At 68.6% G+C, this 23,504-nt stretch carries 19 protein-coding genes; 10 read left to right on the top strand and 9 right to left on the bottom strand.

Annotated elements, in window-relative coordinates; all coding sequences use genetic code 11:
• Nucleotides 1-97 precede the first annotated feature (97 nt).
• From R3E10_18195 to R3E10_18180, 4 genes are all read right to left on the bottom strand, one after another.
• Nucleotides 98-550, bottom strand: a complete 453-nt coding sequence (locus R3E10_18195) for a pyridoxamine 5'-phosphate oxidase family protein (GenBank protein MEZ4417693.1) — start codon at nucleotides 548-550, stop codon at nucleotides 98-100.
• Entirely contained in the window at nucleotides 547-879 is a 333-nt protein-coding gene (locus R3E10_18190) for a DUF5335 family protein (protein MEZ4417692.1), read from the bottom strand. The genes R3E10_18195 and R3E10_18190 overlap by 4 nt, the downstream gene beginning before the upstream one ends.
• A 192-nt stretch (nucleotides 880-1,071) precedes the next feature.
• Entirely contained in the window at nucleotides 1,072-1,716 is a 645-nt protein-coding gene (locus tag R3E10_18185; GenBank protein ID MEZ4417691.1) for a response regulator transcription factor, read from the bottom strand.
• Entirely contained in the window at nucleotides 1,713-2,798 is a 1,086-nt protein-coding gene (locus R3E10_18180) for a PAS domain-containing sensor histidine kinase (protein MEZ4417690.1), read from the bottom strand. The genes R3E10_18185 and R3E10_18180 overlap by 4 nt, the downstream gene beginning before the upstream one ends.
• Before the next feature lie 194 nt (nucleotides 2,799-2,992).
• On the opposite strand from R3E10_18180, the gene R3E10_18175 reads away from it, so the two are divergent.
• From R3E10_18175 to R3E10_18145, 7 genes are all read left to right on the top strand, one after another.
• The gene (locus R3E10_18175; GenBank protein ID MEZ4417689.1) at nucleotides 2,993-3,892 is read left to right on the top strand and encodes a universal stress protein; all 900 of its coding nucleotides are present in this window, start codon (nucleotides 2,993-2,995) and stop codon (nucleotides 3,890-3,892) included.
• Nucleotides 3,893-3,909: 17 nt separating this feature from the next.
• On the top strand, nucleotides 3,910-4,332 hold the full coding sequence (locus R3E10_18170; GenBank protein ID MEZ4417688.1) for a universal stress protein: 423 nt from the start codon (nucleotides 3,910-3,912) through the stop codon (nucleotides 4,330-4,332).
• 97 nt (nucleotides 4,333-4,429) lie between these two features.
• Complete coding sequence (locus tag R3E10_18165) at nucleotides 4,430-5,827, top strand: M20/M25/M40 family metallo-hydrolase (GenBank protein MEZ4417687.1); 1,398 nt, start codon at nucleotides 4,430-4,432, stop codon at nucleotides 5,825-5,827.
• Between the two features lie 206 nt (nucleotides 5,828-6,033).
• A complete protein-coding gene (locus R3E10_18160) occupies nucleotides 6,034-8,151 on the top strand; it encodes an EAL domain-containing protein (GenBank protein MEZ4417686.1) in 2,118 nt (705 codons plus the stop codon).
• 82 nt (nucleotides 8,152-8,233) lie between these two features.
• Complete coding sequence (locus R3E10_18155; GenBank protein ID MEZ4417685.1) at nucleotides 8,234-10,357, top strand: peptidylprolyl isomerase; 2,124 nt, start codon at nucleotides 8,234-8,236, stop codon at nucleotides 10,355-10,357.
• A 40-nt stretch (nucleotides 10,358-10,397) separates the two neighbouring features.
• The gene (locus R3E10_18150; protein MEZ4417684.1) at nucleotides 10,398-10,673 is read left to right on the top strand and encodes a hypothetical protein; all 276 of its coding nucleotides are present in this window, start codon (nucleotides 10,398-10,400) and stop codon (nucleotides 10,671-10,673) included.
• Nucleotides 10,674-10,766: 93 nt separating this feature from the next.
• A complete protein-coding gene (locus tag R3E10_18145; GenBank protein ID MEZ4417683.1) occupies nucleotides 10,767-13,061 on the top strand; it encodes an EAL domain-containing protein in 2,295 nt (764 codons plus the stop codon).
• Between the two features lie 22 nt (nucleotides 13,062-13,083).
• Here R3E10_18145 and R3E10_18140 read toward each other — a convergent pair whose 3' ends face one another.
• Nucleotides 13,084-14,040 carry a 5'-3' exonuclease H3TH domain-containing protein gene (locus R3E10_18140; protein MEZ4417682.1) on the bottom strand — a complete coding sequence of 319 codons (957 nt, stop codon included), beginning with the start codon at nucleotides 14,038-14,040 and terminating at the stop codon, nucleotides 13,084-13,086.
• A 40-nt stretch (nucleotides 14,041-14,080) separates the two neighbouring features.
• On the opposite strand from R3E10_18140, the gene R3E10_18135 reads away from it, so the two are divergent.
• Together R3E10_18135 and R3E10_18130 are read left to right on the top strand one after the other, a co-directional pair.
• Nucleotides 14,081-15,595 (top strand): peptidase S10, encoded by a 1,515-nt coding sequence (locus R3E10_18135; protein ID MEZ4417681.1) that lies wholly within the window; start codon nucleotides 14,081-14,083, stop codon nucleotides 15,593-15,595.
• Nucleotides 15,592-16,458 (top strand): aldolase/citrate lyase family protein, encoded by an 867-nt coding sequence (locus R3E10_18130; protein MEZ4417680.1) that lies wholly within the window; start codon nucleotides 15,592-15,594, stop codon nucleotides 16,456-16,458. Before R3E10_18135 ends, R3E10_18130 begins: the two co-directional genes overlap by 4 nt.
• A gap of 70 nt (nucleotides 16,459-16,528) precedes the next feature.
• On the opposite strand, the gene R3E10_18125 is transcribed toward R3E10_18130, so the two are convergent.
• A complete protein-coding gene (locus R3E10_18125) occupies nucleotides 16,529-17,776 on the bottom strand; it encodes an aminotransferase class I/II-fold pyridoxal phosphate-dependent enzyme (protein ID MEZ4417679.1) in 1,248 nt (415 codons plus the stop codon).
• Nucleotides 17,773-18,756, bottom strand: a complete 984-nt coding sequence (locus R3E10_18120; GenBank protein ID MEZ4417678.1) for an MBL fold metallo-hydrolase — start codon at nucleotides 18,754-18,756, stop codon at nucleotides 17,773-17,775. Before R3E10_18120 ends, R3E10_18125 begins: the two co-directional genes overlap by 4 nt.
• Before the next feature lie 266 nt (nucleotides 18,757-19,022).
• Between R3E10_18120 and R3E10_18115 the strand changes: the two genes are divergently transcribed.
• The gene (locus tag R3E10_18115; GenBank protein MEZ4417677.1) at nucleotides 19,023-19,547 is read left to right on the top strand and encodes a DUF6515 family protein; all 525 of its coding nucleotides are present in this window, start codon (nucleotides 19,023-19,025) and stop codon (nucleotides 19,545-19,547) included.
• 20 nt (nucleotides 19,548-19,567) lie between these two features.
• Here the strand turns inward: R3E10_18115 and R3E10_18110 are convergent, their stop codons facing one another.
• On the bottom strand, nucleotides 19,568-21,130 hold the full coding sequence (locus tag R3E10_18110; GenBank protein ID MEZ4417676.1) for a M20/M25/M40 family metallo-hydrolase: 1,563 nt from the start codon (nucleotides 21,128-21,130) through the stop codon (nucleotides 19,568-19,570).
• 42 nt (nucleotides 21,131-21,172) lie between these two features.
• Nucleotides 21,173-23,500 carry a DUF5916 domain-containing protein gene (locus R3E10_18105; GenBank protein MEZ4417675.1) on the bottom strand — a complete coding sequence of 776 codons (2,328 nt, stop codon included), beginning with the start codon at nucleotides 23,498-23,500 and terminating at the stop codon, nucleotides 21,173-21,175.
• Between the last annotated feature and the right edge of the window lie 4 nt (nucleotides 23,501-23,504).

Genomic DNA, 23,504 nt, shown 5'->3' with positions numbered 1-23,504 from the left:
GTCGCTGGAGGCCCGGCACAGGTCTCGTGCCGGCCTCCGGGATCAATGGAAGCCTTGGCGGCCTGCTTCGCCAGCCTCTTCCGAGAGCGGGGGCTCCTCAGTAGCTGCGAGCCTCCCGCCCGCGCATCTCCTGGACGGAGATCCGGAACAGAACGGTCCGCGCCGGCGTGGGATCGTCCTCGGTCAGGGTGTCCGGAATCAGGGTGCGGAGGAGCGCGATCGCGTGGTCGCGCGCCTCGGCGTTGTGGGGGTCGTCTTCCTTCAGCACGTAGAAGCCCCCATGCACGACGACGCTTCGCCAGTCGAAGACGCCGTCGATCTCGTCGACCTCGAAGGCGACCGGCCACCACTCCCTGCCAGTCATGTGGATCTTGGTGCCCTCGGAGGTCCGACCGTAGAGCCAGCCATCGTCATAGACGTAGTGCAGCGGCTCGATGTCGACCCGCTGATCACGCGCCACCGCCACGCGGCCCACGTGATTCCGGCTCAGGATCTCCAGCGCACGCTCCGGCGCCAGTTCCAGGAAGCGGGGGCGGGGAGGCTCGTTCATTGGCGCTTCAGGACCACGCTCTCCCGGGTGCCGTCCTCGCGCACCACGAGCAGGAGGTCCGGTGGCGAACGGTCCCCTGGATCTGCCCAGATCTCCCGGGGGTGCACGATCATGTGACGAAGGTCGTCGCTGGCGATCTCGAGCCGGTTGTCTCTCCGGTCATAGGTGATGCCCTGGAGCGGGATGTGGGTCGCCTCCTGCTGGTCGCCACTCTCGCTCAAGAACACCTCGATGTCGGCGGACCAACCCTCGTCCCCTTCCGCCATCTGGTGGGAGATCCCGTCGAAGTACGCGGACCACTCACCGGGTCGGATCTTCCGGATGGTCATCGATCTCCTCCTGCAGAAGCCTGGTGCTCATCGCCGGCGGTCGAGCCGTCTGCCCATCCGCCACCGACACTAGAACGGTGGACGGAGGTGCTCCTGGCGTCTGCCGGAGCCTGAGATCAAGGGCGCGTCGGGAAGGGGGAGCGACCGTCGTCAGGGAAGGCCCCCGACGGAACGCTCCGCCACCCGGCGGCCTCAGACGTCGCGCAACAGCCCCACGTGGAGCGCGAAGCGCACGAGCTCGGAGCGGTGGTTCAGCCCCAGCTTCTCCATGATGCGCGAGCGGTAGGTGTCGACGGTCTTGGGTGAGATGAACAGCCGTTCACCGATCTCCCGGGAGCTGAAGCCCTCGGCGGTCAGGGCCAGTACCTCGCGCTCCCGGGCGCTCAACACGTTGAGGCCCCCGTCCTGCTCCTCGTCCTCCGCTCGGTAGCGTTTGAGCAGCAGGGTCGTGGCTCGTGGGGGCAGGTAGACTTCGCCCCGCGCCACCACCCGCAATGCGTCGACCAGGGTGCGGTCGGCGCTGGTCTTGGTGAGGTAGCCACTGGCTCCGGCCTCGATGACGGGAACCAGATACTCCTCCTCCGCGTGGGCAGTGAGCACCAGGATGCGGGTCCCGTAGCCCAGGGCCGCGATGCGGCGGGTCGCGTCCAGACCGCTGGTGCCGGGCATGGCCAGGTCCATCACCACGACGTCTGGCCGCAGGCGCCGCACCTCTTCGATGGCGGCGTCCCCGTCGGGGGCCTCCCCCACCACCTCGATGCCCGACTCGGCTTCGAGCAGCGCTTTCAGGCCGGCACGGAACAGCGCATGGTCGTCCGCCAGCAGCACCTTGATCATGCCTCAGCCTCCGTGTGTTGGATCGAGGCGGACGGATCCCGCTTGCGCAGGACCACCTTGACCTCGGTTCCACCATCCGCGTGCGATTCGATGGTCAGGCGTGCCCCCACCACATGAGCTCGCTCACTCATCCCGGCCAGGCCGAGGCCTCCGGTCTCACGCGTCACTTCCTGTACGTTGAAGCCCACGCCGTCGTCGCGCACCAGCCCCCAGACCAGTGCTTCTTCCATGCCGATCTCTACCCGCACGCTGCGCGCGCGTGCGTGCCGGACCGCGTTGGTGATCGCTTCCTGTAGGATCCGGTAGAGCACCAGTCGCTCTTCCTCGTCCACGAATTCGTCCACGGGCTCCGCCACGAGATCGAACGCCGGTGTGCCGTCCTCTTCGTCGTGCATGCCGATCCAGGCGTTGACCGCGGCGGCCAGACCCACCTGCTCGATCTCGGGAGGCCGAAGCCCGCTGGCGATGCGGCGGATCCCGTCCGCGGCTTCCCCCAGCGAGTCCCGGATGGACAACAACTCCGCGGCCAGCTCCGGGTCGGCGCTCCGGGAGGCGAGGCGCAGGTGGATGATGGTCGCAGCCAGGCGCTGCAAGGCGTCGTCGTGCAGCTCATAGGCGATGCGCTGACGCTCCCGCTCCATGGCCCGCACGGTCGCGGCACGGACGTGGCGCTGACGCGCCCACTCGGTGAGGTCACGGACCATCGCGATGACGTAGCCCAAGCCTCCCGCATGGACGGGCGAGAGCGCGATCTCGACCGGGAAGACGGTCCCGTCCTTCTTGCGTCCGCGCAGCTCCAAGCCCACGCCCATGGGTCGCCAGCCCGGGTGCTCGACGAAGTGCATGCGTTGGCCCAGGTGGGCAGACCGGTAGTCGTCCGGGACCAGTCGCTCGATCGACGTGTCCACCAACTCCTCGACCGCGTACCCGAACTGCTCGGCGGCGCGGGAGTTCAGGGCGGCGATGGTCCCGTCGCTGCGCACGATCACGATCCCATCCGGCGACGCGGTGAATACCCGCTCGTACCAGGAGACCTCGCGCTCGGCGGCCGGAGGGGCCAGGTGATTGGACCTTGAGTGCATGCATCTAGAGTCAGGGTTCTGCCCCCGAGGGGCAATGGCGGATCGGCAACGGTCGGGCAATTCCCCACAGATGTCGCGTCCGAAGCCGGACGGGGCTCGATGATCCAGCCAGTACAGACCGTCACTTATGGCCCCGCTAACCTCGTTCAACAGGACTGGTTGCCGTGTCCCGGTGGGCGCGAAAAGGAGGACCCATGCCAAGGCGTGTGACGGTTCCGCTGGACGGCTCGCGATTCGCCGAGTTCGCCCTTTCCCACGCACGGGCCCTCGGAGGGGCGGGGGCGAAGCTCGATCTCGTCTCCGTGATCGAAGCCCCCTCCGCAGTGGGGTTCCCGGGCTATGAGGAAGTGGCCGCCCGCATGCTGGAGGAGTACTACGAGGCGCTCCGCTCCCGGTTGGCGGACGCCCGCGCGGAAGCGGAGGAAACGGTGCTGTCCGGCGCTGCCGCCAAGCGCATTCTCGAACACGTGCAGGACAAGGGCTCCGAGATGGTGGTGCTGGCAACGCATGGGCGTGGGCCATTCAGCCGGGCCTGGCTGGGGAGCGTGGCGGACGGTGTGCTGCGTCACGCCGCGGTTCCAGTTCTCCTGATCCGACCCCACGAAACCGACAAGGCCGACCTGGCCCCCGCACCCCTACCCAAGCGCATCGTGGTACCCCTCGACGGTTCCGAGCTCGCCGAGCGCACCGTCGGTCTCCTGGAGTCCTGGGGGCTGACCGACGGAGCGACGCTCCTGTTGGTGCGGGCGGTCGGATTCCCACACTCGGTGGCTTCCCCCTACTTGCCGCACACGATCGTCGAGAACCGGCAGATCGTGGAAGAGGAAAAGAAGCGTGCCGAGTCATACATCGAGACATACGCCAGGAAGCTGAACGAGCGCGGACTCAAGACCGAAGCCGCAGTGGTGATGGCTGAGTTCATCGCGCATGCCGTCCTCGACCATGCCAAGGACACGCAGGCCGATTGGATCGCCATGGCGTCCCATGGACGGGGAGGGCTGGAGCGCCTGTTGCTCGGAAGCGTGGCGGACAAGGTAGTCCGCGGGTCGGAGATTCCCGTGTTGGTGGTGCCGGCTCGAGGCAACGGAGGATAGGAGGGTCAGGAGCCCCGGTGGCAGTAGCCGCGGCGGTTGATTTTCGCAGGATCCTGGTGGTCGTCGACGATCCCGCGTCCTGTTCGAGGCTGTTCGCCTGGACCGAGAGGGTCGCCGAAGCCCTGGGCTCGCAAGTGTGGGTCCTCCTGGGGGTCGACTCCCCTGACGGCAGCCCACCGGCTCTGGAATCGGCCGAACGAACACTCGACCTCGCGTTGGAGCGGGCGGGCTTGGACCGGCTGGGGGCCCGCCCGCTGGTGCATGCCGGGCCGGTGGCCGGACACTTGAGCGCCGCCCTGGCGGACCTGATTCCCGACGTGGTGGTCATGTCCTGCCAGCGACCGTCCAGCGCACCCACACCATTGCAGTTGCCGGGGATGAGCCAGATCGCGGTCATTCTGGTCTCGGATGGCTCAGGGGAGGGCCAGGCGCTACCATAGCGCCGTCCCAGAGGGTCGTTGGCGCTCCGCTCAGGGGGGCCGTCCCCTCGTCAGCAAGCCGCTGGTTTCTTGGTTTTCCACAGGAGTCCGCTCGCCCATGCGCCGCAGTGCCCTCCTCGCTGTCGCTGCCCTCGCTCTCTCTTCCGGGTCGCTCGCCTCCCAGGAACCCTCCAGTCCCTGGGAGAGACTGGCCCGCGAGGTGTTCCAGGAGCTGATCGAGATCAACACCGCCCACTCGGTCGGCGGGACGCTCGAGGCATCGGAGGCGATGGCCCGCCGCTTCCTCGCCGAGGGCTTTGCCGCGTCCGACGTCGTCGTCACCGAAGTGGCGCCCGGCGAGGGCAACGTGGTCGCGCGGCTCCGGGGCCGCGCCACGGGCAAGAAGCCGATCCTGTTGCTCGCCCACATCGATGTGGTCGAGGCCAATCCGGAGGACTGGACTCTTCCTCCCTTCCAGTTCATCGAGCAGGACGGGTACTTCTTCGGGCGAGGCGTCGCCGACGACAAGGACGAAGCCGCCATCTACGTGACGAATCTGATCCGGATGAAGCGAGAGGGATTCGTGCCGGATCGCGACATCATCGTCGCGCTCACCGCGGACGAGGAGGGCGGGGAGCATAACGGCGTGGAGTGGCTCATCCAGAATCGCCCTGAGCTGATCGATGCGGAATACGCCTTCAACGAAGGGGGAGGGGGCACGCTGAAGGGGGACGAGCGCGTCTCCAACAACGTGCAGGCGAGCGAGAAGAAGTATCAGAACTACACGGTGGAAGCGACGAATCCTGGAGGGCATTCCTCGCTACCGAGGCCGGACAACGCCATCTACGAATTGTCCAAGGCGTTGTTGGGCATCGGAGCCTACGCCCACCCCGTGCGACTGAACGAGGTGACGCGGGCGTATTTCGGTCGTACCGCCGATCTGGTGGATGCCGAGACCGGGGCCATGATGCGACGGCTGCTGGCCGACCCGGCCGATGCGGAGGCCGTGCGCTTGTTGGCCAGGGACCCCGGATACAACTCGCGCATGCGCACGAGTTGCGTGGCGACGCTGCTGTCGGGCGGGCACGCGCCCAACGCGCTGCCGCAGCGCGCGACCGCCAATGTCAACTGCCGGATCCTGCCGGACGAGGAACCGGAAGCGGTGCTCGCGCGCCTGCAGGCGGCCGCAGCCGATGCCACGGTGACGATCACGATGGACGGACGGGCACGCAACAGCCCACCGTCGCCGCTCACACCCGAGCTCCTGGGGACCATCGAACAGGTGACGGAGGAGATGTGGCCCGGTGTACCGGTAGTTCCGATCATGAGCACCGGCGCCACCGACGCTCTCTATCTGCGCACTGCCGGAATCCCGGTCTATGGCGTGTCTGGGCTGTTCTATGAAGATCCCAACTCGCATGGGATGAACGAGACCATCCCCGTGCAGTCCTTCTACGAGGGCCTCGAGTTCTTGTACCGCCTCGTCCGTCGCCTGAGTGAACCGGGCGTGAGCTGAGGGCCCACTCGCCCCGGTCGCAGGTGTGACGTGTTTCCTACACACGGAACAGCGTAGCGGGCACGGATGAACAGGGGTGGGACTCGCGTTCCGAGCGCAGGGCGCGGCTCGGGGCCGAAGGTCCTGGTAGGACGCCATGTTTGGGCTGCTGCACGGGTGAGACACCCCCCTTCCGTTTGGCGTGGCTATTGCCGCTCCGCGCCCCCATGCCTGTATCCCCCCCGGTATGCGCGCCGGACCCCCGGGATCTGCTCCGTTCGCTGGGCGACGCAGTCGTGGTGCTCGATTCGGGCAACGCGGTCGTCTTTGCCACACCCGCCATCGAGCGACTGACCGGTTGGCATCCCGAGCAGTTGCGGGGGCGGGTCGCGCCCGGCCTGGTGCACCCCGACGACCGCGCGGAGGCGCAGAAGCGCCTGGACGCCACGCGACAGGGCACGGCGCTCCGTCCGTTCGAAGTGCGCATCGCCACCGCGCGCGAGGGTTGGATCCGAGCGGAGATCCATGCACGCCCCATCTCGCTGCCCGATGGGTCCTCTTCCTTGGCGTTCGTGGTTCGGGACATGCGCGGCCGCGAGGACGTGCACGCCGAATTGCGCCGCGAACGCAACTACCTCCGCTCGCTGGTCGAGCAGATCGAGGTGGGCATCGTCGCCTGCGACGCGGACGGAACGATCGCGTTCTACAACGGTGCCTTCGAGGAGCAGCACGAGATTCCTCTGGGCCGCCATGCCGAGGAGTGGATCCACTCGTTCACCTTTTACGATGTCGATGGCGTCACTCCACTTCCCGCCGAGCAAGCCCCCCTTGCACGCGCCTTCCGGGGCGACTCGGTGCGGAACTACGAGTACACCGTGCTGGGGAAGGGCGGGGAGCTGCGCTATCGCCGTGCCAACGGCACCCAGCTGCGCGACGGGACCGGCCAGGTCCTGGGGGCAGTGGTCGCGCTGCACGACATCACCGATCAACGCCGCGCGGAGGAAGCCCTACGCAGGCAGGCGCTGCATGACCCGCTGACCGGCTTGCCCAACCGGGCGCTCTTGTTGGACCGCCTGGGGAATGCCTTGGCGCGCGCCCGTCGCAATCAGGACAACATCGCCCTGCTGTTCCTGGATCTCGACAACTTCAAGGTGGTCAACGACGGGCTGGGACATTCGGTCGGTGACCGGCTGCTGGTGACCCTGGCCGCTCGGCTCGAAGAGTTCCTACGAGTCGGTGATACCGTGGCCCGGCTCGGAGGCGACGAGTTCGTGGTCCTCTGCGAGAGCGTGCAGGACCTCGACGAGGTCGAAGGCATCGTGTCCCGCCTGCGCGCCGTGCTGTCCAGCCCGGTGCTGATCGACGGGAACGAGGTGCATCCGACCGTCAGCGTGGGGATCGCCTGGGCCTCGGCGGCCGACACCCCGGAGACCCTGCTCCGCGACGCGGACACCGCCATGTATGTGGCCAAGGAGGCGGGACGGAACCGCCACGCCGTCTTCGACGAGCAGCTGCGGCAACGGGCCGTCCGACGGATGGAAGCGGAGACGCTGCTGGTGCGGGCGCTGGAGAACGATGCCCTGCGCATCCTCTTCCAGCCCATCATCGACGTACACACGGGCTCGCTGGTCGGTGCCGAGGCGCTCGTGCGCTGCCTCGATCCGGATCTGGGGTTGGTGGCTCCCTCCGAGTTCATCCCGGTGGCCGAGAGTATGGGCTTGGTGACGCACATCGACGAGTGGATGCTGGATCAAGCGTGCGCACACGCCCGTCTCTGGGCGGACGAGTGGCCTGAGTCGCGCCTGTTCGTCTCGTGCAACGTGTCGGCGCGACTGATCGACCACGACGACCTGACCGGCATGGTGGAGCGCGCCCTGAACCGGCATGGCCTCGACGCGGAGCGGCTGTGGTTGGAGATGACGGAGACGACCTTCATCCGCGCCTCGGCCCAGACACGGGCCGGACTGGAGCGCATCCTGGAGCGGGGCACCGCGGTGGGGATCGACGATTTCGGGACGGGCTACTCGTCGCTCACCTATCTTCGCGACTTGCCGGTCTCGTTCCTGAAGATCGATCGGACGTTCGTGGCCGGACTCGGCGAGCGACAGGGGGACACTGCCATCGTCGAGGCGGTCGTACGGCTCGCGCATGCGCTCGGCCTGTCGGTCACGGCCGAGGGAGTGGAGACGCGCGAACAGGCCGAGCGTCTGCGCCACCTCGGGTGCGATCATGTGCAGGGCTACCACTACGCGGGGCCGCTGACCGGAGAGGCCTTCCGCATGCGTGCACGAGCCAGTGCCGAGGACCTTCCCATCGACGCGACCGCCGACCCGGGTGACGCCTGAAGGCCGTTCGCGCCGGGGTGCTGGGGGTGCGCGGGCGCGGGCGAGCGATAGGTTGGGGGAAACCGAGCGAGGGAGGACCGCGATGACCCTGTGGAGGCAGAAGGCCGGGCTCATTCGGGTGGCCGCCGCTGCCCTGACCCTGTTGTCGGCCTGCGCCCGCGAGCCCGTGGCGGAAGCGGTACCGGACGTCGTGGCGACCCCAGACCCGCTGCGGGTAGCTGAGGATCTCCGGGGAACGGGACCCGAAGGGCTGGCCCCGATCCTGTCGGGCCTCCGGGACGCCGATCCGGCCCGGCGGGTGCTGGCCGCGCGGGCGCTCGGCCGACTGGAGCGCGCCGACCTGGTCGACACCCTGCGCTCCGGTCTCTACGACCCGTCCGCTGCCGTGCGCGCCGAGGCGGCCAACGCGCTGGCCCAGGCGGCGGTGGGTCCGGACGTCGTTCCGACGATCTACGGCCGCCTGGCCGGGCGCGTCGTCGACGAGTCTGACCCTGGCGTTCAGGGCGCCCTGGCGGCGGCGTTGGGCCGCCTGCCCTACGGCGCCACTGCCCGCGCCGACTCGGCCGAGACGCTGGTGGTCGGGATCGTCGACGGACTGCTGGAGGCCTCTCAGCCGCAGGCCCTGGTCGAAGCGACCCTGGGCCTGTCCGCGTTCTACCGGGTGGGGCAGCGCCGTCCCTCGGGGGCGGCCCAACGGTCGATCGCCCGCCTGGCCGACTGGGGACGGGCCGAGTCCTCCCTGGAGGCGGCGCGGGTGCGACGCCTGGCGACCTCACTGCTCCCCCGTCTGCCGGAGGCGCAGTCCGGTCCGCTCCTGGAAGCCGCTTTGGGCGACCCGGATGCCGATGTCCGCCGGGTGGCGATCGCCGGACTGGCCAGCGGCGCACCCGCGTTGCTGCGGGACCGCCTGCCTCTGGCGATCTCCGACCCCGAACCCCGCGTCCGCATCGAGGCCCTGCGGACCTGGGAACGTACGCTCAAGGCCTCTCGCGGATGCGAGCCGCTGCTCTTCGCCGTGCGCGAGGGAGATCCGCAGGTGGTCAACGTGGCGCTGGAGCTGCTGGGGCGCCCCTGTCCGGAGGCGGCGCGGCAACGGACCACCCTCATGTCCCTCGCGGGCGAGTTGTCGACCGCGCCCACGTGGCACGCGCCGGCACGAGCGCTCGTGGCGTTGGCCAGCACGTCACCGGATAGGATCGCGGGCCTCATCGGTCCGTTCGAGCGACACCAGAACCCGTTTGTACGCGCTTATGCTGCGCGCGCGGCCACGCTGGCCTCCCGTACGGAGGTCCTCGAACGGCTCAGCGCCGACCCGGACGCCAATGTACGCACGGCCGCACTGAGTGGTCGGGTGTCCCTGGCCGGTCATGCGGTCGACGACGCGCTCACTGAAGCGCTGGGCGCCGACGACCCGCAGCTGGTGCTGACCGCGGCGCAGGCCCTCGAGGGCAGCCCGGATGGGGCAGAGAGGGTCGGTGCCCTGCTCGCCGCTCTGGAGCGGCTGTCGGCGAAGGACATGGAGACGTTGAGGGATCCGCGCATGGCGCTGTTGCAGCGCGTGGAGGAGTTCGCCGACTCGTCCTTGATCCGCGCTCTCGAGCGCTACAGCACCGACCGGGACCCAGTGGTGGCCGCGGCGGCAGCGGCGGCGCTGACCCGGCGCACGGGTGTCGAAACCAGTGCGGCGCCTCGGCCGCGGGCCCCCGGGCCCCTACCGATCGACGCCGAGTTGGATCGCTGGGCACGCACGCGCGTCCTCCTGGACATGGAGCGAGGCGGCCGGATCGGACTGCGCCTGCTCCCAGCCCTGGCGCCTACCAACGTCGCGCGCTTCGTGGACCTGGTCCGGAGTGGTCGACTGCGCGGCCTGACGTTCCACCGTGTCGAGCCCAACTTTGTGGTCCAGGGTGCCAGTCCCGGCGCCAACGAGTACGCGGGCCACGGGGCCTACACCCGGGACGAGGTGGGAAGGGTGTCGCACTGGCGGGGTACCGTGGGGATCTCCACTCGCGGGCGGGACACCGGAGATGGCCAGATCTTCTTCAATCTGGTCGACAACGTCCGGCTCGATCATGCCTACACAGTGTTCGCGGAGGTCGAGCTCGGGTTGGACGTGGTCGACGCCATCCTGGAAGGGGATCGGATCCTGGACGCGACCCTGGTCGAGGGCAGTGCCCCGGAAACCGGCAGACCCGACCGCCCGTAGAGCGGTGCAGATCCGAAGCCCGGCAACGTTGGAGGGCCCTATGTTCGAGCTCATCGGCCTCGGCCTCGCAGGGGCGGCCGGCCTGGCCAGTCATATCAAGTCGAAGTCGTTCGTGCGCAATCGCTTACGCTACACCAAGCTCGTGGATACTCCCGGTGCGGGGCTGTTCGCTGGCGTAGCCACCGCCGTGGTGGCGGCACCCCTCGTGACCATGCTGCCGTTCATCGGCGCCGGTGTGGGCCTGGTGGTCGGGGGAGCCGTGGGCCTGGGTGTGGGAACCGGAGTATCGATCGGAGCCCGGGAAGCCCGCGAATAGGCGGGTTTTGCCCTGTAGCAGGGCGAGCACATCTCTTGCACCACTGCCCCTGATCCAATTGGAATCCAGGTCAGGACCCGGTAGGACAGCGTGGTGCAAGGCCCTGGCGCGAGCCGCCAATCAGCCAGCTTCAATGCCAAGGAAGCCCAGGACGACGTGCTCAGGGACTCGCTCCCGGTAGGCGCACTGGGGTTGTCCTTGTTGTACCTGGCGTTCGGGGTCGGTCACCTCAAGCTGCTGCCGGAGAACGCGGCCTCCCTGATGGCCACGGTGGCCTTCGCCACCTCCATCCTGTTTCTCGCCGTAGGCATCGCCGGTCGGCGCCGCCGCCTGCCCCTCAGCGGCAACGCCGTGGGCATCGTTCTCATGGCGGCGATGATCCTGAATTGCGCCGCGCACATGTACCTGACCGCCGATCCCCAGGCGTCGGTCAATTTCGCCATTCTGGCCGTGGCGCTCGGACTGTTCGGGGTCTCCCTGCAGTGGCTGCTGATCGGCCTGGCTCTGTTGGTGGGGGCGTGGTGGGCGACGGCTCTGGCCATCCCCGGCTTCCCGATCATGCGCTACGGCCTGATGATCGGCGGGGCCATCAGCGCTGCGCTGGTTTCGACCTGGCTGCGCCGCCGCCTGTACGGACGGCTCACGCAGTTGCGCGAGGAGTCGGACGCCCGCTCGCGGGAGCTGCTCACCAGTGAGCAGCGGATGCGCCTGGCCATGGCCGGCTCCAACGACGGCCTCTACGACTGGGACCTGGACACCGGAGAGGTCCTCTGGTCCGACCGCGTCCGGGCCCTTCTCGCCGACGGAGACGGTGAGTTCGGCGGGCGGGTCGGCGAGTTGGTCCGGCGCATCCACCCCGAGGACGTCGAGCGCGTCCGGGAGCAGTTCCGCGTCTTCCTGCACTCCGAGGGGCTGCAGTTCGAGGACGAATTCCGCGTCCGCTATGCCGATGGCACGTTTCGCTGGCTGCTGGTGCGGGGGGCCTGCACGCGGACTCCCCAGGGTCGGGTGGAGCGGTTGGCAGGTTCGCTGACGGACATGAGCCGCCGAGGGGTGTTCGACGCATTGACCGGCCTGCCCAATCGCCGCCTGCTCCTCGACCGGCTGGCCAGGCTGGCGAGCCGTCCTCGCCTGCCGGAGTCCGACGAGTCGTTTGTGGTCCTGTTCCTGGACCTGGACGACTTCAAGGTCGTCAACGACTCTCTCGGACATAAGACGGGCGACGACCTGCTATGCGAAGTGGCCAAACGGCTGCAGAGCTGCGTGCGGGGGAGCGACATGGTGGCGCGCCTGGGCGGCGACGAGTTCGTGGTGCTGCTGGAGAAGGTCCAGGTCCCCGAAGGCGTGCAGATCACCATCGACCGCATCGTGGCCAAACTGGGCCAGCCGTTCTTCCTCGACGGGCGCGAGCTCTACATCCGCCCCTCGATCGGCGTGGTGATGGACACGCACGCCTACACGAATCCGGATGAGATCCTGCGCGACGCCGACACCGCCATGTATCGCGCCAAGGACTCGCATCCCGAGTTCGCCATCTTCGACGCAACCATGCGCGAGCGTCTGACCGAGCGGCTGCGCCTGGAAACCGAATTGCGGGGTGCGCTGGCCCGTGAGGAGTTCGTGGTCCACTACCAGACCATCGTGTCGTTGGCGTCGGGGGAGGTCGAAGGCCTGGAAGCGCTGGTCCGCTGGCAGCACCCACGGCGGGGCCTGCTCCTTCCGGGCGAGTTCATCGGCGTCATGGAAGATACCGGGCTGGTGATCCCGCTCGGGGCGGTCGTCTTGCGACAGGCCTGCCGCCAGATGGTCGAGTGGTTCGCCCACATGCGACCCGACGACATGCCCTACCTGAGCGTCAACCTGTCGGGAAAGCATCTGGCGCAGGACAATCCCGCGGCGGTGGTGGAGGAGGTCCTGGCCGAGACCGGGTTCCCCCCGCATCGCCTGAGAATCGAGATCACCGAAAGCGCCATCATCGAAAGCCCTCGCCGCGCGGCTGCGGCTTTGGGGCAGCTCAAGCTCCTGGGCGTGCGTGTGCTGATGGACGACTTCGGGACCGGGCAATCCTCCCTGGCCTACCTGCAGAAGCTCCCCATCGACACGCTCAAGATCGACCGCTCCTTCATCTCGACCATGACGGCGCAGCGCGAGGGCGAGGAGTTGGTGCGCACCATCGTGCGCATGGCGGACAGCCTGGGTCTGGGCGTGGTCGCGGAAGGCATCGAGACCGACGAACAGGCGCGCATGCTGCGCGCCATGCGTTGCGGCTCCGGGCAGGGGTATCTGTTCGCGCGGCCCGCCGAGTTGGGATTGGTCGCCGGACCGCGGCAAGAGCCGGCTGCGACGGCACCGGTGCCCGCGCCTGCGTCCGGCGCCGTCGGATCCTGACGCCGATCACCCCCGCCAAGCGCTAAACAGCGCGTTCGGCGGCGCGGCCCGCCCGCTCGGCCAGTTGAGGAGCCCCGAGCCGGCGCGCGTGTTCGGCGAATCGCTCGCTGGGACCCCTCCAGCGCAGCTCCGAGACGTGTTCGAAGAGCGCCTCGTCCGTCCGCAACGTCGCCAGGTGGCGGAAGAGCAGCGCGTGTTCCCAATGTTCGCGGAGACTGTCCGCGAGCCGGCGCGCCCCTCGCACCTGCACCTCCCAGGTCTCGGGGTCGGGGGGAATCCCCTCCAGGTGGTGGTAGCGGGCCAGCACGGTGGAGGCGGACTTGGAACCCCAGCCGGGGACCCCGGGAAAGCCGTCCGCTGCGTCGCCCACCAGGGCCAGCCAGTCGGGGATGGAGGCGGGCATGACGCCGAACTTGGCAACGACCCCTGCCTCGTCCCGCACCTCGCGCTTGCGGCGATCGAGTTGCACGACCCGCGTTCCGAACACGCACTGGGCCAGGTCCTTGTCCGGGGTGCAGATGAAGATCCGTTGGGCGTCGGGGTCGGCCGCCGCCCGCGCGGCGGCGGAGGCAAGCGCGTCGTCGGCCTCCAATTCGACCATGGGCCAGACCACCACCCCCATGTCGCTCAGGGCCTCTTCCAACGGATGGAACTGCTCCCACAGCACCGGCTCGAGGCCTTCGCCCGTCTTGTAGCCGCTCCAGAGGTCGTTGCGGAACGACTCCACCACATGGTCGGTGGCGACACCCAGATGGGTCGCGCCTGACTCGATCAGGCCGAGCACGGAGGCCAGGACGCCCACGACCGCGCCACGCTCGTGGCCCTCACGGTCGAGGACGGAAGGGGCGCCGAAGTAGTGCCGGAAAAGCTCGTAGGTGCCATCGATGAGGTAGACGTCCATGAGCGAGCCGGGCAGGGTGGCTGCAGGATGGGCGGAGGCGCCGGGGAGCGCTTGCCGGGAGAGGCGAGGGTGGCACATTACCCTCCCCTGGACAAGCACGGACCACGAGGAGACTCGCATGACCCTGCGGAACTGCGCGACGCCCCTGCTGCTGGCCCTGTGGGCCGTGGCCCCCCTCCCGGCCCAGGAGGCGGCGCCGGAGCCGGCTCGCTGGGAGAGTCACCACCGGATCACGGTGGCGGGCCAGGTGGTGGAGTACGACGCCGTGGTGGGGAGCATCATCCTGCGGGACCGGACGGAAACGCCGACCGGGGAGATGTTCTACACAGCCTACTTCCGCACGAACGTCCCCGCCGGTCAGCCACGTCCCGTTGTCTTCTCCTACAATGGCGGGCCCGGCTCGGCGTCCTTCTGGTTGCATATGGGCATCATGGGTCCGCGCCGCGTCCGCACGCCCGAGGTGGGCCAGCAGGCGCCGCCGCCCTATGAACTGGTCGACAACGAGTACACGTTGCTCGATCGGGCCGACATCGTGATGATCGACCCGATCGGGACCGGGTTTTCGCGTACGCTCGGAGACACCAAAGGCGAGGAGTTCTGGGGACTCGACGAGGACGCTCGCTCCATCACGCAGTTCGTCCGCCGTTTCCTTTCCCAGTACGAGCGCTGGAACTCGCCCCGCTACCTTCTGGGGGAGAGCTACGGGACCACCCGCTCGGCGGTGCTGTCACGCCACCTGCAGAACGCCAACATCGATCTCAACGGGATCGTGCTGGTATCGGCCGTGCTCGACTTCAACACCATCCTGTTCCCCGACGGCGCGGACCTCCCCTACATCGTCAACCTGCCTTCGTACGCCGTCATCGCTGCCTATCTCGGCGCCCTCCCGGGAGGCGAGCCGGCGGACCTGGAGGCGTTCAAGCGCGAGGTCGAGCAATGGGCGCTGACTGACTATGCGACAACGTTGTTGGCGGGCGGCACGGTGGACCCGGCCCAGCGTGCGCGCGTGCTGGAGCAGATGCACCGGTACACCGGTCTGAGTACCGACTACCTGGACAAGGCGGACCTCCGGGTGAGCGCGCCGGCCTTCGAGCAGGAGTTGCTGCGCGACAAAGGACTGGTGGTCGGTCGTCTGGACGCACGCTTCACCGGTCCCACCGGCGACCGGCTGGGCACGCGTCCCAGCCACGATCCGCAATCGACCGCCATCAGCTCCGCCTACACCTCCGCGTTCAACAGCTACCTCCGCGGCGAGTTGGGCTACGGCGGCGATCGCGAATACACACCCTCGGGTGGGATCGGCCCTTGGAACTGGAACCGCGGCAACAACATCGGGTTCGGCCTCGGCGGGATCCCCAACGTGGCTCCCGATCTGGCAGGCGCCATCGAACGCAATCCCCGGCTGGAGGTGCTGCTGGTCAACGGAATCTACGACCTGGCCACACCGTACTTTGCGGCCGTGTGGACCATGGATCACATGGGGTTGCCCGCTCATTTGCGGGACAACATCCAACGGGCCGACTTCACTGCGGGGCACATGATGTACGTCGAGGAGAGCCTCCTCCCCCAGTGGCGAGACACACTGGTGTCCTTCCTGGAGCGCACCTCTGGTGGTGCCCGACCCGCGTCGTGAGCGGTCGCGTTCTTGCGCTGCTCGCTGTACTGACCCTCGCGGGTTGCGGCGGCGAGGGCAGCGCCCGGGGTGCCTCGACAGCGACCGAGGAGCCGGCAGGGGCGGGAGTCGTCGCCCTGTGGAACCGGGGGCTTCCCGCCTTCGGGATCTACGTGCCGGACGAGCGAGCGGCGGGCGATGGGGCCAGAGGCGAGGGGCCGCGTCCCGCGCCCGTCTACACCCGTGCGGGTGGCGCGGCGCTGGCTGCCAATCCCCTCTATGACTTCCTGTTCCTGAATCTCGAGGGCGCCTACGACCCCGAGGCCGTGAGGGAGATCTCCGCCGGAGTCGCCGACGCACCCATCGGCCCGCGGCCGACGCTGCTCGTGCGCATTCCTCCGATCTCGGCGGAAGGAGAGGAGATCGCCCGGGCCCGTGTGCGCGAGATCCTGGATGCTGGCGCCGACGGAGTGGTCCTGCCGCACATCCGCGGCGTGGACGAAGCGCGCACCGCGATCGGTTTCTTTGCCGAGGCCGACGTCTGGAGCCCCACCCATCCGGAGGGACAGGTCATCGCGATGCTGATGCTGGAGGACGCGGATGCGGTCGCGGACGCGCCGGCCATCGCCGATCTGGGGGGCTACTCGGTACTGGCCTGCGGGATCGGTAGCTTGACCCGCGCCTTGGGAGGAGACCGTGAGGCGGCCGAGGCCGGCAACCAGCGTGTGCTGGCCGAAGCGCGCCGCGCCGGGCTCGCGGACATGATCACCGCGAACGCCGAGAGCATCGAAGGGCGCATTCGCGAGGGCTTCCTGGCGCTGTTGCTGCAAGGTCCCACCGCGGAGGACATCATCCGCCAGGGCCGCTCGGCCGCGGGTCGCTGACACGGCCCGCCGGGGCGCGGTCGCTGATGCAGGCCGCCCGCGTGCCCCTCCCGCCGGAACGCGGGGGAGCTCAGCCTCCGCTCAGCGGCACAGCACGGTGCAGCGCGCCGACCAGGCGCGGGATGGCTCCAGCCGGTGTGGCGCAGAGCGCGACCCGTAGGGCCTTGGGTCCCGGCACGACGTACACGCCCTCCTCCCGCATGCGCGCGGCCGCGCCTTCGCCATCGTCCGTGAAGACCGACACGAAGAAGCCTCCCTCGTAGCGCGGGTAGCGCAAGGTCGTCGCAGCCGCCGCGTCGTTGAAGGCGCGCACACGCTCATCGAGGAGTTCCACGAGGCCGCTTCGTTCCTCGGTCGAGCGCCGCGCCAGGACGGGGTCGGTCAGCAGCTCGGTGACGGCCAGGATCCCGAGGTGGTTGCAGTTGGAGAAGGTGGCCCGACATGAATAGTTGAGCGCGTTGGAGATGCGGGCCCGCATTTCCGGATCCGTGTGCACGGCCACCAAAGCACCCACGCGGGCGCCGTACTGGCAGAACGACTTCGACGCCGTCCAGGCGAAGAGGACGGTGGCGGCCTCCAGCAGACGCGGGACCTGCGCTGCCCAGCCTCCGGCGTGCTCCGGCCCGAAGCGCGCATAGGCGTGGTCCAGCAGGAACGCCACCGGCGCCCTGCGCCCCGACTCCGCCACCACGGAAGCGACGGCCGCCCATTCCTCGGCATCGAGCGAGTAGCCCGTGGGGTTGTGGCAGGGGAAGTTGAACACCACCAAGGCGCGGCCCTGACGCGCGATCTGTTCGTCCAACGCGCGCGCGAAGGCCTCCACGTTCAAGCGCAGGTCCGCGCCAAGCATCTCGAAGGTCTCGACCCGGCGCCCGGCGTGTTCGGCGATGACGCGGTAGGGGCCCCAGAAATAGCTGGTGGTGAGCAGCGCCTGACCGGGGTCGAGGAAGTTCATCACGGCGTGATGCAGCGCTCCCGTGCCACCCGGGGTTGCCACCGCTACGGCCTGCTCCGAGAGGGCCCCGCTGCCCAGCAGGTCCTCGATGACGGCCTTCAGGAAAGGTGGGTCCCCTCCGATCGGAGCGTAGCCGGCGGCGCGCTCGGGCGGCACGCGGCCCAGCGCCTCGGTGACCGTGCGCATGGTGGCGAGCCGCCCGTCGTCGAGCATCAGGGCGCCCAACGTGGAGTTCAGGATGGACTCACCCGCGGCGGCCCGGCGGGTGGCCTCGGCGTTCAGCGCGAAGATGGGATCATTGGCGGGGCGCTGGGCCGCGTGCGCCGCGAGGGCGCCGACCGTGGAAATGCCGCTCGCACTCACCGCCCAGGACCTCCAGGGAGCTCACCGGCGAGCTCCATGTACACGCGCCGTACTGCCGTGGCGCCCTGGCTGGAGCGCAACGTCCAGCTCTCGAGGTCTCCGAATTGCGCTTGATTGACCGCCTCGTCCACCGGGAGGCCAGCCTCGTGCAGGCGTGTCGCTTCAGCGATGACCTGCCGGACGGCCTCGGTGTAGCGGTCCAGCTCTTCGCTCAGCACGGCGGGAGGGTCGACGAACCCGTGACCGGGCACGAAGACGTCGACGTCCAGCGCTCGCGCCCGCTCGAGCATCGCGACCCATTCGGACGGGTAGGCCGAGCGCATGGCGGGGAAGATGCGATTCAAGTAGGTCTCGCTCATGAAGAGGATCTTCTCGCGCGGGAGGTAGACCACCAGGTCCCCACCGGTATGGGCGCGGCCCAGGTGCAGGATCTGGATCTCCCGGTCCCCGAGCATGAGCGTGCGGGCGTCCGAGACCAGCGAGGTGGGCAGCACGACGGGCGCCGACTCGGGGCGCTGGGCGGTCTGGGCCGCGCTGGCGCGCAACGCCGCGTCGGAGGTGGGATGCGCGATGAACTCGGCTCCGGCCGGGAAGGCGGCGTTGCCGGCGGTGTGATCTCCGTGATCGGAACAGATCACGACATGACGGATGGGCTCGTCGGTGAGCCCGGCGATCGTGTCGACGAGCCGCTGGGTCTCCTCCAGGTTGCCCTGACCGTCCGCAACCAGTACGCCCTCATCGGTCACCACGAAGAGGCTCACGGTGGTGAAGCGCTCGTCTCCTGCTGAACGGAGCTGTTCGTAGGAGTAGACGCCGGGGGCCAGCTCCTTGATGCGCGGGAAGTCCGCGTCGCTCAGGCCCCGGGCGTACGGATCTCCGGTGCGCAGCACGTCTGCGGCGACGACCTGCGGGGGGCCGGACTCCGCCGCGCAGGCGGTGAGCAGCGTGAGCATCGCGGTGCACGCGTGACGGAAGCGCATTCGACGACTCCAGGGAATGTGGGTCGGCCCGCACGAGGTCACCGACCCGGAGGGCGGGTCCCAACATGGGGGGTGGGCGGCCCCACGGCCAAGAGCCGGCGCCGCCCCGGCAGGCTCACAGCCGGTCCGGCGACACTCCGGGCGCTCGGTCGAGGAGGATCCCCTACGATCCATCCTTAACAACGAGCGGGGCTCCGGGGTCTCAGAAGGTGTGGGGGCGGGCGTGTCGGATGGGTCGACACGTGTCGCTTCCCGAGGGTGAGACCATGAGCAAGACGAGAACGGCGAGGGCCCGACGGCTCCTGCGGACCGCGGGACTGCTTCTAGCGCTGCCCCTTCTTTCCGCGGGGGCGTCCAGTTGTGCGCACGGCGGCCTCGTGATCGGTACGGTCGTGACGGCGCTGCCGCACGGATTCCTGACCATCTCCGTGGGCACGGGACACCTGTACTTCTACGACGGCTTCTTCTACCGGACCCGAGGGCCCCGGTACGTGGTGGTTCGTCCCCCGCTCGGCGTGTTCGTGCCGCTGTTGCCCAGGGGGTACCGGATCGTCCATGTACGCGAGGTGCCCTACGCCTACTATCGGGGCATCTTCTACAAAGAGGATCCTCGCCGGGGGTGGGAAGTGGTACGGCCGCCGGTCGGTGCCCAGGTGGACCGACTCCCCGAGGGCGCCGCGCGTGAGCGCATCGACGGAGTGGACTACTACGTGTATGCCGGCGTCTGGTACCGGCCCACGGTGATCGGACGGTCCACCGCCTACGTGGTAGCGGATGTGCAGCGGCCGTAGCGCCGCGAACGGCACTCCGTTCAGGACACCGGTCGCGGCATGGTGAGCAGCGCGGCGTACAGGTCGATCGCGTACCACAGATTGGCGATACGCAGGTTCTCGTCGGGTGCGTGCTGATTGTTGTCGTGGTTGGCGATCGGCACGTTGATGGCCGGCTTGCCCGCGACATCGGTGAAGAGGTAGAGGGGGAGCGTTCCTCCCATGCCCGGGGAGAGGATCAGCGAGCCCTCCCCGAAGGCGCGGTCGGCGGCCTGGGTGGCCGCGCCGATCACCTGTTGCACGTAGGGATCGGCCATTTCGGTCCGCGCCGCGGGGGCGGCTCCTCCGCCTCCGGTTACCTTGGCGATCCGTGGGTAGCGCAGCCGCGTCTCCATGTCTGGATCCTCGGTCACGACGTGGAACCCCTGCTTCTCGATGTGGCGGACGATGAGGTCCCGCATATGCGCGGGGTCGTTGCCCTTGACGAGCCGAATGCCCAGCGAGGCCACGGCCGTGTTGGGGATCACGTTGCTGGCCAGAGCCCCCGTGTTGGCGCTGGTGATGCCCCGCACGTTGAGGGCGGGCACCAGCAGACGCTCCGGGAGGCTCTCCGGCTGTCCCTCCGTCCAGACCAGCCCCAGCTCGCGCTTGAGCTCGCTGTCGTAGTCGGGCATGCTCTCCAGAGCCGCACGCTCTTCGGCTCCCAGGGGCGCGGCACTGTCGTACCAGCCCTCGACGAGCACGCGGCCCTCGGTGTCCTTCATGGATGCCAGGAGGTGCGCGAGGATGTTCCCGGTGTCGGGGGCCCAATTGCCGTAGTGGCCGGAGTGCAGGTTGCGGGTGGCGCCGTAGACCGTCACCTCCATCCCCATGGCGCCGCGCACACCGAACGTGAGCTGAGGTCGACCGCTCTGGTGAGCCGGACCGTCGAAGAACAGCCATACGTCGATGTCGTCCAGCTCGTCCTTCATCATCTCCATGTAGTCTCCGAGGTGGACGGAGCCCGCCTCCTCTTCACCGTCCAGGAAGAAGACGAGGTTGGAGGTCGGCGTCACCCCGCCTTCGCGGAACGCGCGCAGCACGGGAAGGATTGCCGCGATCGGCGCCTTGTCGTCGCCGGCCGAGCGCGCGTAGAGGCGCCACTCGGGGTCCACGCGCTGACCCACCTCAGGGAGAGGCCGCGGCGCCCCGCCCGCCTCCAGGGAGGCGGTGTAGAGCGTGGGCTCGAAGGGAGGATGGGTCCACTCGGCGGGATTGACGGGTTGCCCATCGTAATGGATGTACATCCCCAGCGTGCGTGTCGCTCCCGGAACGCGAAGCGTGCCGTAGACCAACGGCGCGGCGCCCTCGATCTCGAGGAGACGGGAATCCACGCCGACGTCCTGCAAGGCGTTCCGCACGGCCTCCCCCGCCGCGCGAATGTCTTCGGCGTCCGACGCGCGATTGGGGTGCGAGAGCAATTCCGCGAAGTCGCGTAGGATGGCTGCCTCGTTGGCTTCGCGGAAGGAGCGTGCGACCTCAGGCCCGCTCTGGGCCAGGCTCGGGACTGGAGTCCACGCGAGAAGCATCAGAGCCAAGAGCGGAAGGCGCGTTTGTGTCTGCATCGGGTCTCCAGCGGAAAAGCGATGGGCGGCGCGGCGCGCCGCCTAGTGGATCAAGGTGTGCGTGTATTTCAGCGTCAGGGTCCGGGCGTCCTCGAAGGGCCGTCTCGGGAGCCCCAACACGTCACGTTCAAGGTTCAGACCCTCGTTCCACACCAGCCAGAGGTCCTGACCTTCGCGGAAGTTGTAGCGAAGCCGCGCGTTGGTGCTCACCTGTCCGGACAGCGAGTTGTACTGCACGAACGCGTTGAGCGAGATCTCGGTGTTGAGCGCGCCCTGGGCTCGGAGGCGAATCAGGTTCGAGTCGAATGCTTGCGCGCGCTCGTCGAAGCGGATCCGGTTCCAGTCCCACCCTCCGCCCAACTCCAGGTACTGGTTCACGGCCCAGTTGAAGTTGGATTCGAACCCGAGCCGCGACCCGTCGTAGAAGCGACCGAAGCGGGCCGTGAGGTTGGGGCGAACGGTCCACCCCCGCGCCGCCCGCAGTTCCAAGGCGGCTTCGGTGGCCCAGTACGACCCCGCCAGGATCTCGGCCTCGTCGGAGAGCGAGAAGGGCTCGAGGACATCCTCGTAGGTCGTGGTCGTGGAGACTTGTACCGAGGCGCCGGGCTTGGTCTCGATCTGGAGGAAGGGGTTGAACAGGCCGCTGTCGACCTCATCGTCCGCGTTGCGGATCCACAGGTTGCTCTTGGAGCCCACCCAGACACGCCGGAACCGTGACGACTGCGAGGGAAACCACTGGTAGTTCCAGTCGCTCTGGGCGCGCATGAAGTCCGAGCGGGGTTCGAAACCTACTCCGGGATCGTAGCCCGGACCGGACCAGGTGAAGGCATGCTGATAGCTGAGCCCCTGCACCTGCCTCCGCGTCCAGTCCACCACCATGCGTCCCGCGTCGACGCCCCCGGGCAGGAGCTCGTGCTCCGGGTCGCCCCCCTGCAGCGTCTGCAGCCACTTCACCGTGAGGTACTCGTTTCCGGCCACGCGCACGAGCCCGTCCACGCCGTAGGTCGCGTTGTAGGCGCCCTCGGCATCGATGCGGCTGGTGGCCATCGCCCCCACGAACGAATTGGCGTTGAGGACCCGTCGCCGCAGGCGGAGCACCCCGAAGTTCTCCGCGGACACGCTGTCCTGACCGGCCGTCTGCATCTCGATGAACCCGAGGTCCCAACTGCCCACCCGGCCCACGAGCCGAGCGCCGCCCAGGATGCGGACGGGCTGGCCCTCCGCCAAGCCGATCCGACGCGAGTAGAACAGCGTGCCTTGATCGGCGCCGGTCTCGAACTGGAAGATACCGGCGCGCTCCTGGAAGAACGGCCGCTTTTCCTCGAAGAACAGTGAGAAGCGCGTGAGATTGACCTGTTGCTGATCGGCCTCCACGGCAGCGAAGTCCGTGTTGGCCGTCAGGTCCAGCGTCAGATTCGGGGTGGGGTTGAGCTTCAGGTCGGCGCCTACCTCCACGCTGCGATCCGACGCACCCACGTAACCGCTCTCGTCCGGAGCGAGCGACGCCGCATAGGCCGTGCTGGTGAGCGCGTAGGGACTGATGTAGACGGGATTGCGCGGGGCTACGTCCCGGAGCCGCACGTCCTGCCACACGGAGACCTGCGTGTAGGGGAACTGCCGCGGAATGGCGGGAAACGTCCAGCGGTTGCCCTGCCCCGGCTCGTAGGCGTAGACCATCATCCCCATCACGACCGAGCCGTCGGGCAGGCTCTCGAAGCGCAGGCTGGAGAAGGGAATGCGCATCTCCCCGAACCAGCCGTCTTCGGTGATCCGCGTCTCCAGATCCCAGAACGTGTTCCAGGCGTTGTTGCGGGGCCCCAATCCGCCGCCGCCCCCTCCGCCACCCCCATCGGCGTTCTGCCCATCGCCGGTGATCGACATGTCCATGCGGGCGCCCAAGGGCATCCCCACGAAGCGGAGCGCGTTCTCGTTGTCGTTGAAGGTGTCCAGCAGGATCCCGAAGCTGTCGTCTCCGCTCCAGCGATCCCGGGTCAGCGAGAAGGCGCGAATGGCGGAGGGATCCGCGTGATAGAAGCGGCCCGCGACGTAGACGGCCTCGTCGTCGTAGGCGACCAGCAGCTCGATCTGGCGGTCGCTCGAGCCCCGGTAGGTGGGCTCGTACATGGTGAGGTCGAGCGTGGGGACGTCGGCCCAGGCGTCCTCGTCGCTGACTCCGTCCAACGTGACGACGCCACGCAGTCGTGGGAGGTCGATGACGCCGCTGGCCTCCGAGCCTCCGTGCATGACCACCGAGCCGGAGCGCTCCCGAGCCCGCAGCGGCGCCTCCTGGGCGAGGGCGGATGCGGGAAGGCCGAGCAGGACCCCAAGCGTGACGGGCGGGAGAACAAGGCGGAGGAACCGATCGATCACGGAC

It is taken from the genome of Gemmatimonadota bacterium, from assembly GCA_041390105.1.
Classification (GTDB): Bacteria; Gemmatimonadota; Gemmatimonadetes; order Longimicrobiales; family Gaopeijiaceae; genus JAGQIF01.
This window is presented reverse-complemented; position numbering and strand designations above follow the sequence as displayed.

What these genes read in the sequence shown, in the direction of transcription:
- R3E10_18195 (MEZ4417693.1), bottom strand. Translation starts at nt 550, where the DNA reads ATGAACGAGCCTCCCCGCCCCCGCTTCCTGGAACTGGCGCCGGAGCGT.
- R3E10_18190 (MEZ4417692.1), bottom strand. Translation starts at nt 879, where the DNA reads ATGACCATCCGGAAGATCCGACCCGGTGAGTGGTCCGCGTACTTCGAC.
- R3E10_18185 (MEZ4417691.1), bottom strand. Translation starts at nt 1,716, where the DNA reads ATGATCAAGGTGCTGCTGGCGGACGACCATGCGCTGTTCCGTGCCGGC.
- R3E10_18180 (MEZ4417690.1), bottom strand. Translation starts at nt 2,798, where the DNA reads ATGCACTCAAGGTCCAATCACCTGGCCCCTCCGGCCGCCGAGCGCGAG.
- R3E10_18175 (MEZ4417689.1), top strand. Translation starts at nt 2,993, where the DNA reads ATGCCAAGGCGTGTGACGGTTCCGCTGGACGGCTCGCGATTCGCCGAG.
- R3E10_18165 (MEZ4417687.1), top strand. Translation starts at nt 4,430, where the DNA reads ATGCGCCGCAGTGCCCTCCTCGCTGTCGCTGCCCTCGCTCTCTCTTCC.
- R3E10_18160 (MEZ4417686.1), top strand. Translation starts at nt 6,034, where the DNA reads ATGCCTGTATCCCCCCCGGTATGCGCGCCGGACCCCCGGGATCTGCTC.
- R3E10_18155 (MEZ4417685.1), top strand. Translation starts at nt 8,234, where the DNA reads ATGACCCTGTGGAGGCAGAAGGCCGGGCTCATTCGGGTGGCCGCCGCT.
- R3E10_18150 (MEZ4417684.1), top strand. Translation starts at nt 10,398, where the DNA reads ATGTTCGAGCTCATCGGCCTCGGCCTCGCAGGGGCGGCCGGCCTGGCC.
- R3E10_18140 (MEZ4417682.1), bottom strand. Translation starts at nt 14,040, where the DNA reads ATGTGCCACCCTCGCCTCTCCCGGCAAGCGCTCCCCGGCGCCTCCGCC.
- R3E10_18135 (MEZ4417681.1), top strand. Translation starts at nt 14,081, where the DNA reads ATGACCCTGCGGAACTGCGCGACGCCCCTGCTGCTGGCCCTGTGGGCC.
- R3E10_18120 (MEZ4417678.1), bottom strand. Translation starts at nt 18,756, where the DNA reads ATGCGCTTCCGTCACGCGTGCACCGCGATGCTCACGCTGCTCACCGCC.
- R3E10_18115 (MEZ4417677.1), top strand. Translation starts at nt 19,023, where the DNA reads ATGAGCAAGACGAGAACGGCGAGGGCCCGACGGCTCCTGCGGACCGCG.
- R3E10_18110 (MEZ4417676.1), bottom strand. Translation starts at nt 21,130, where the DNA reads ATGCAGACACAAACGCGCCTTCCGCTCTTGGCTCTGATGCTTCTCGCG.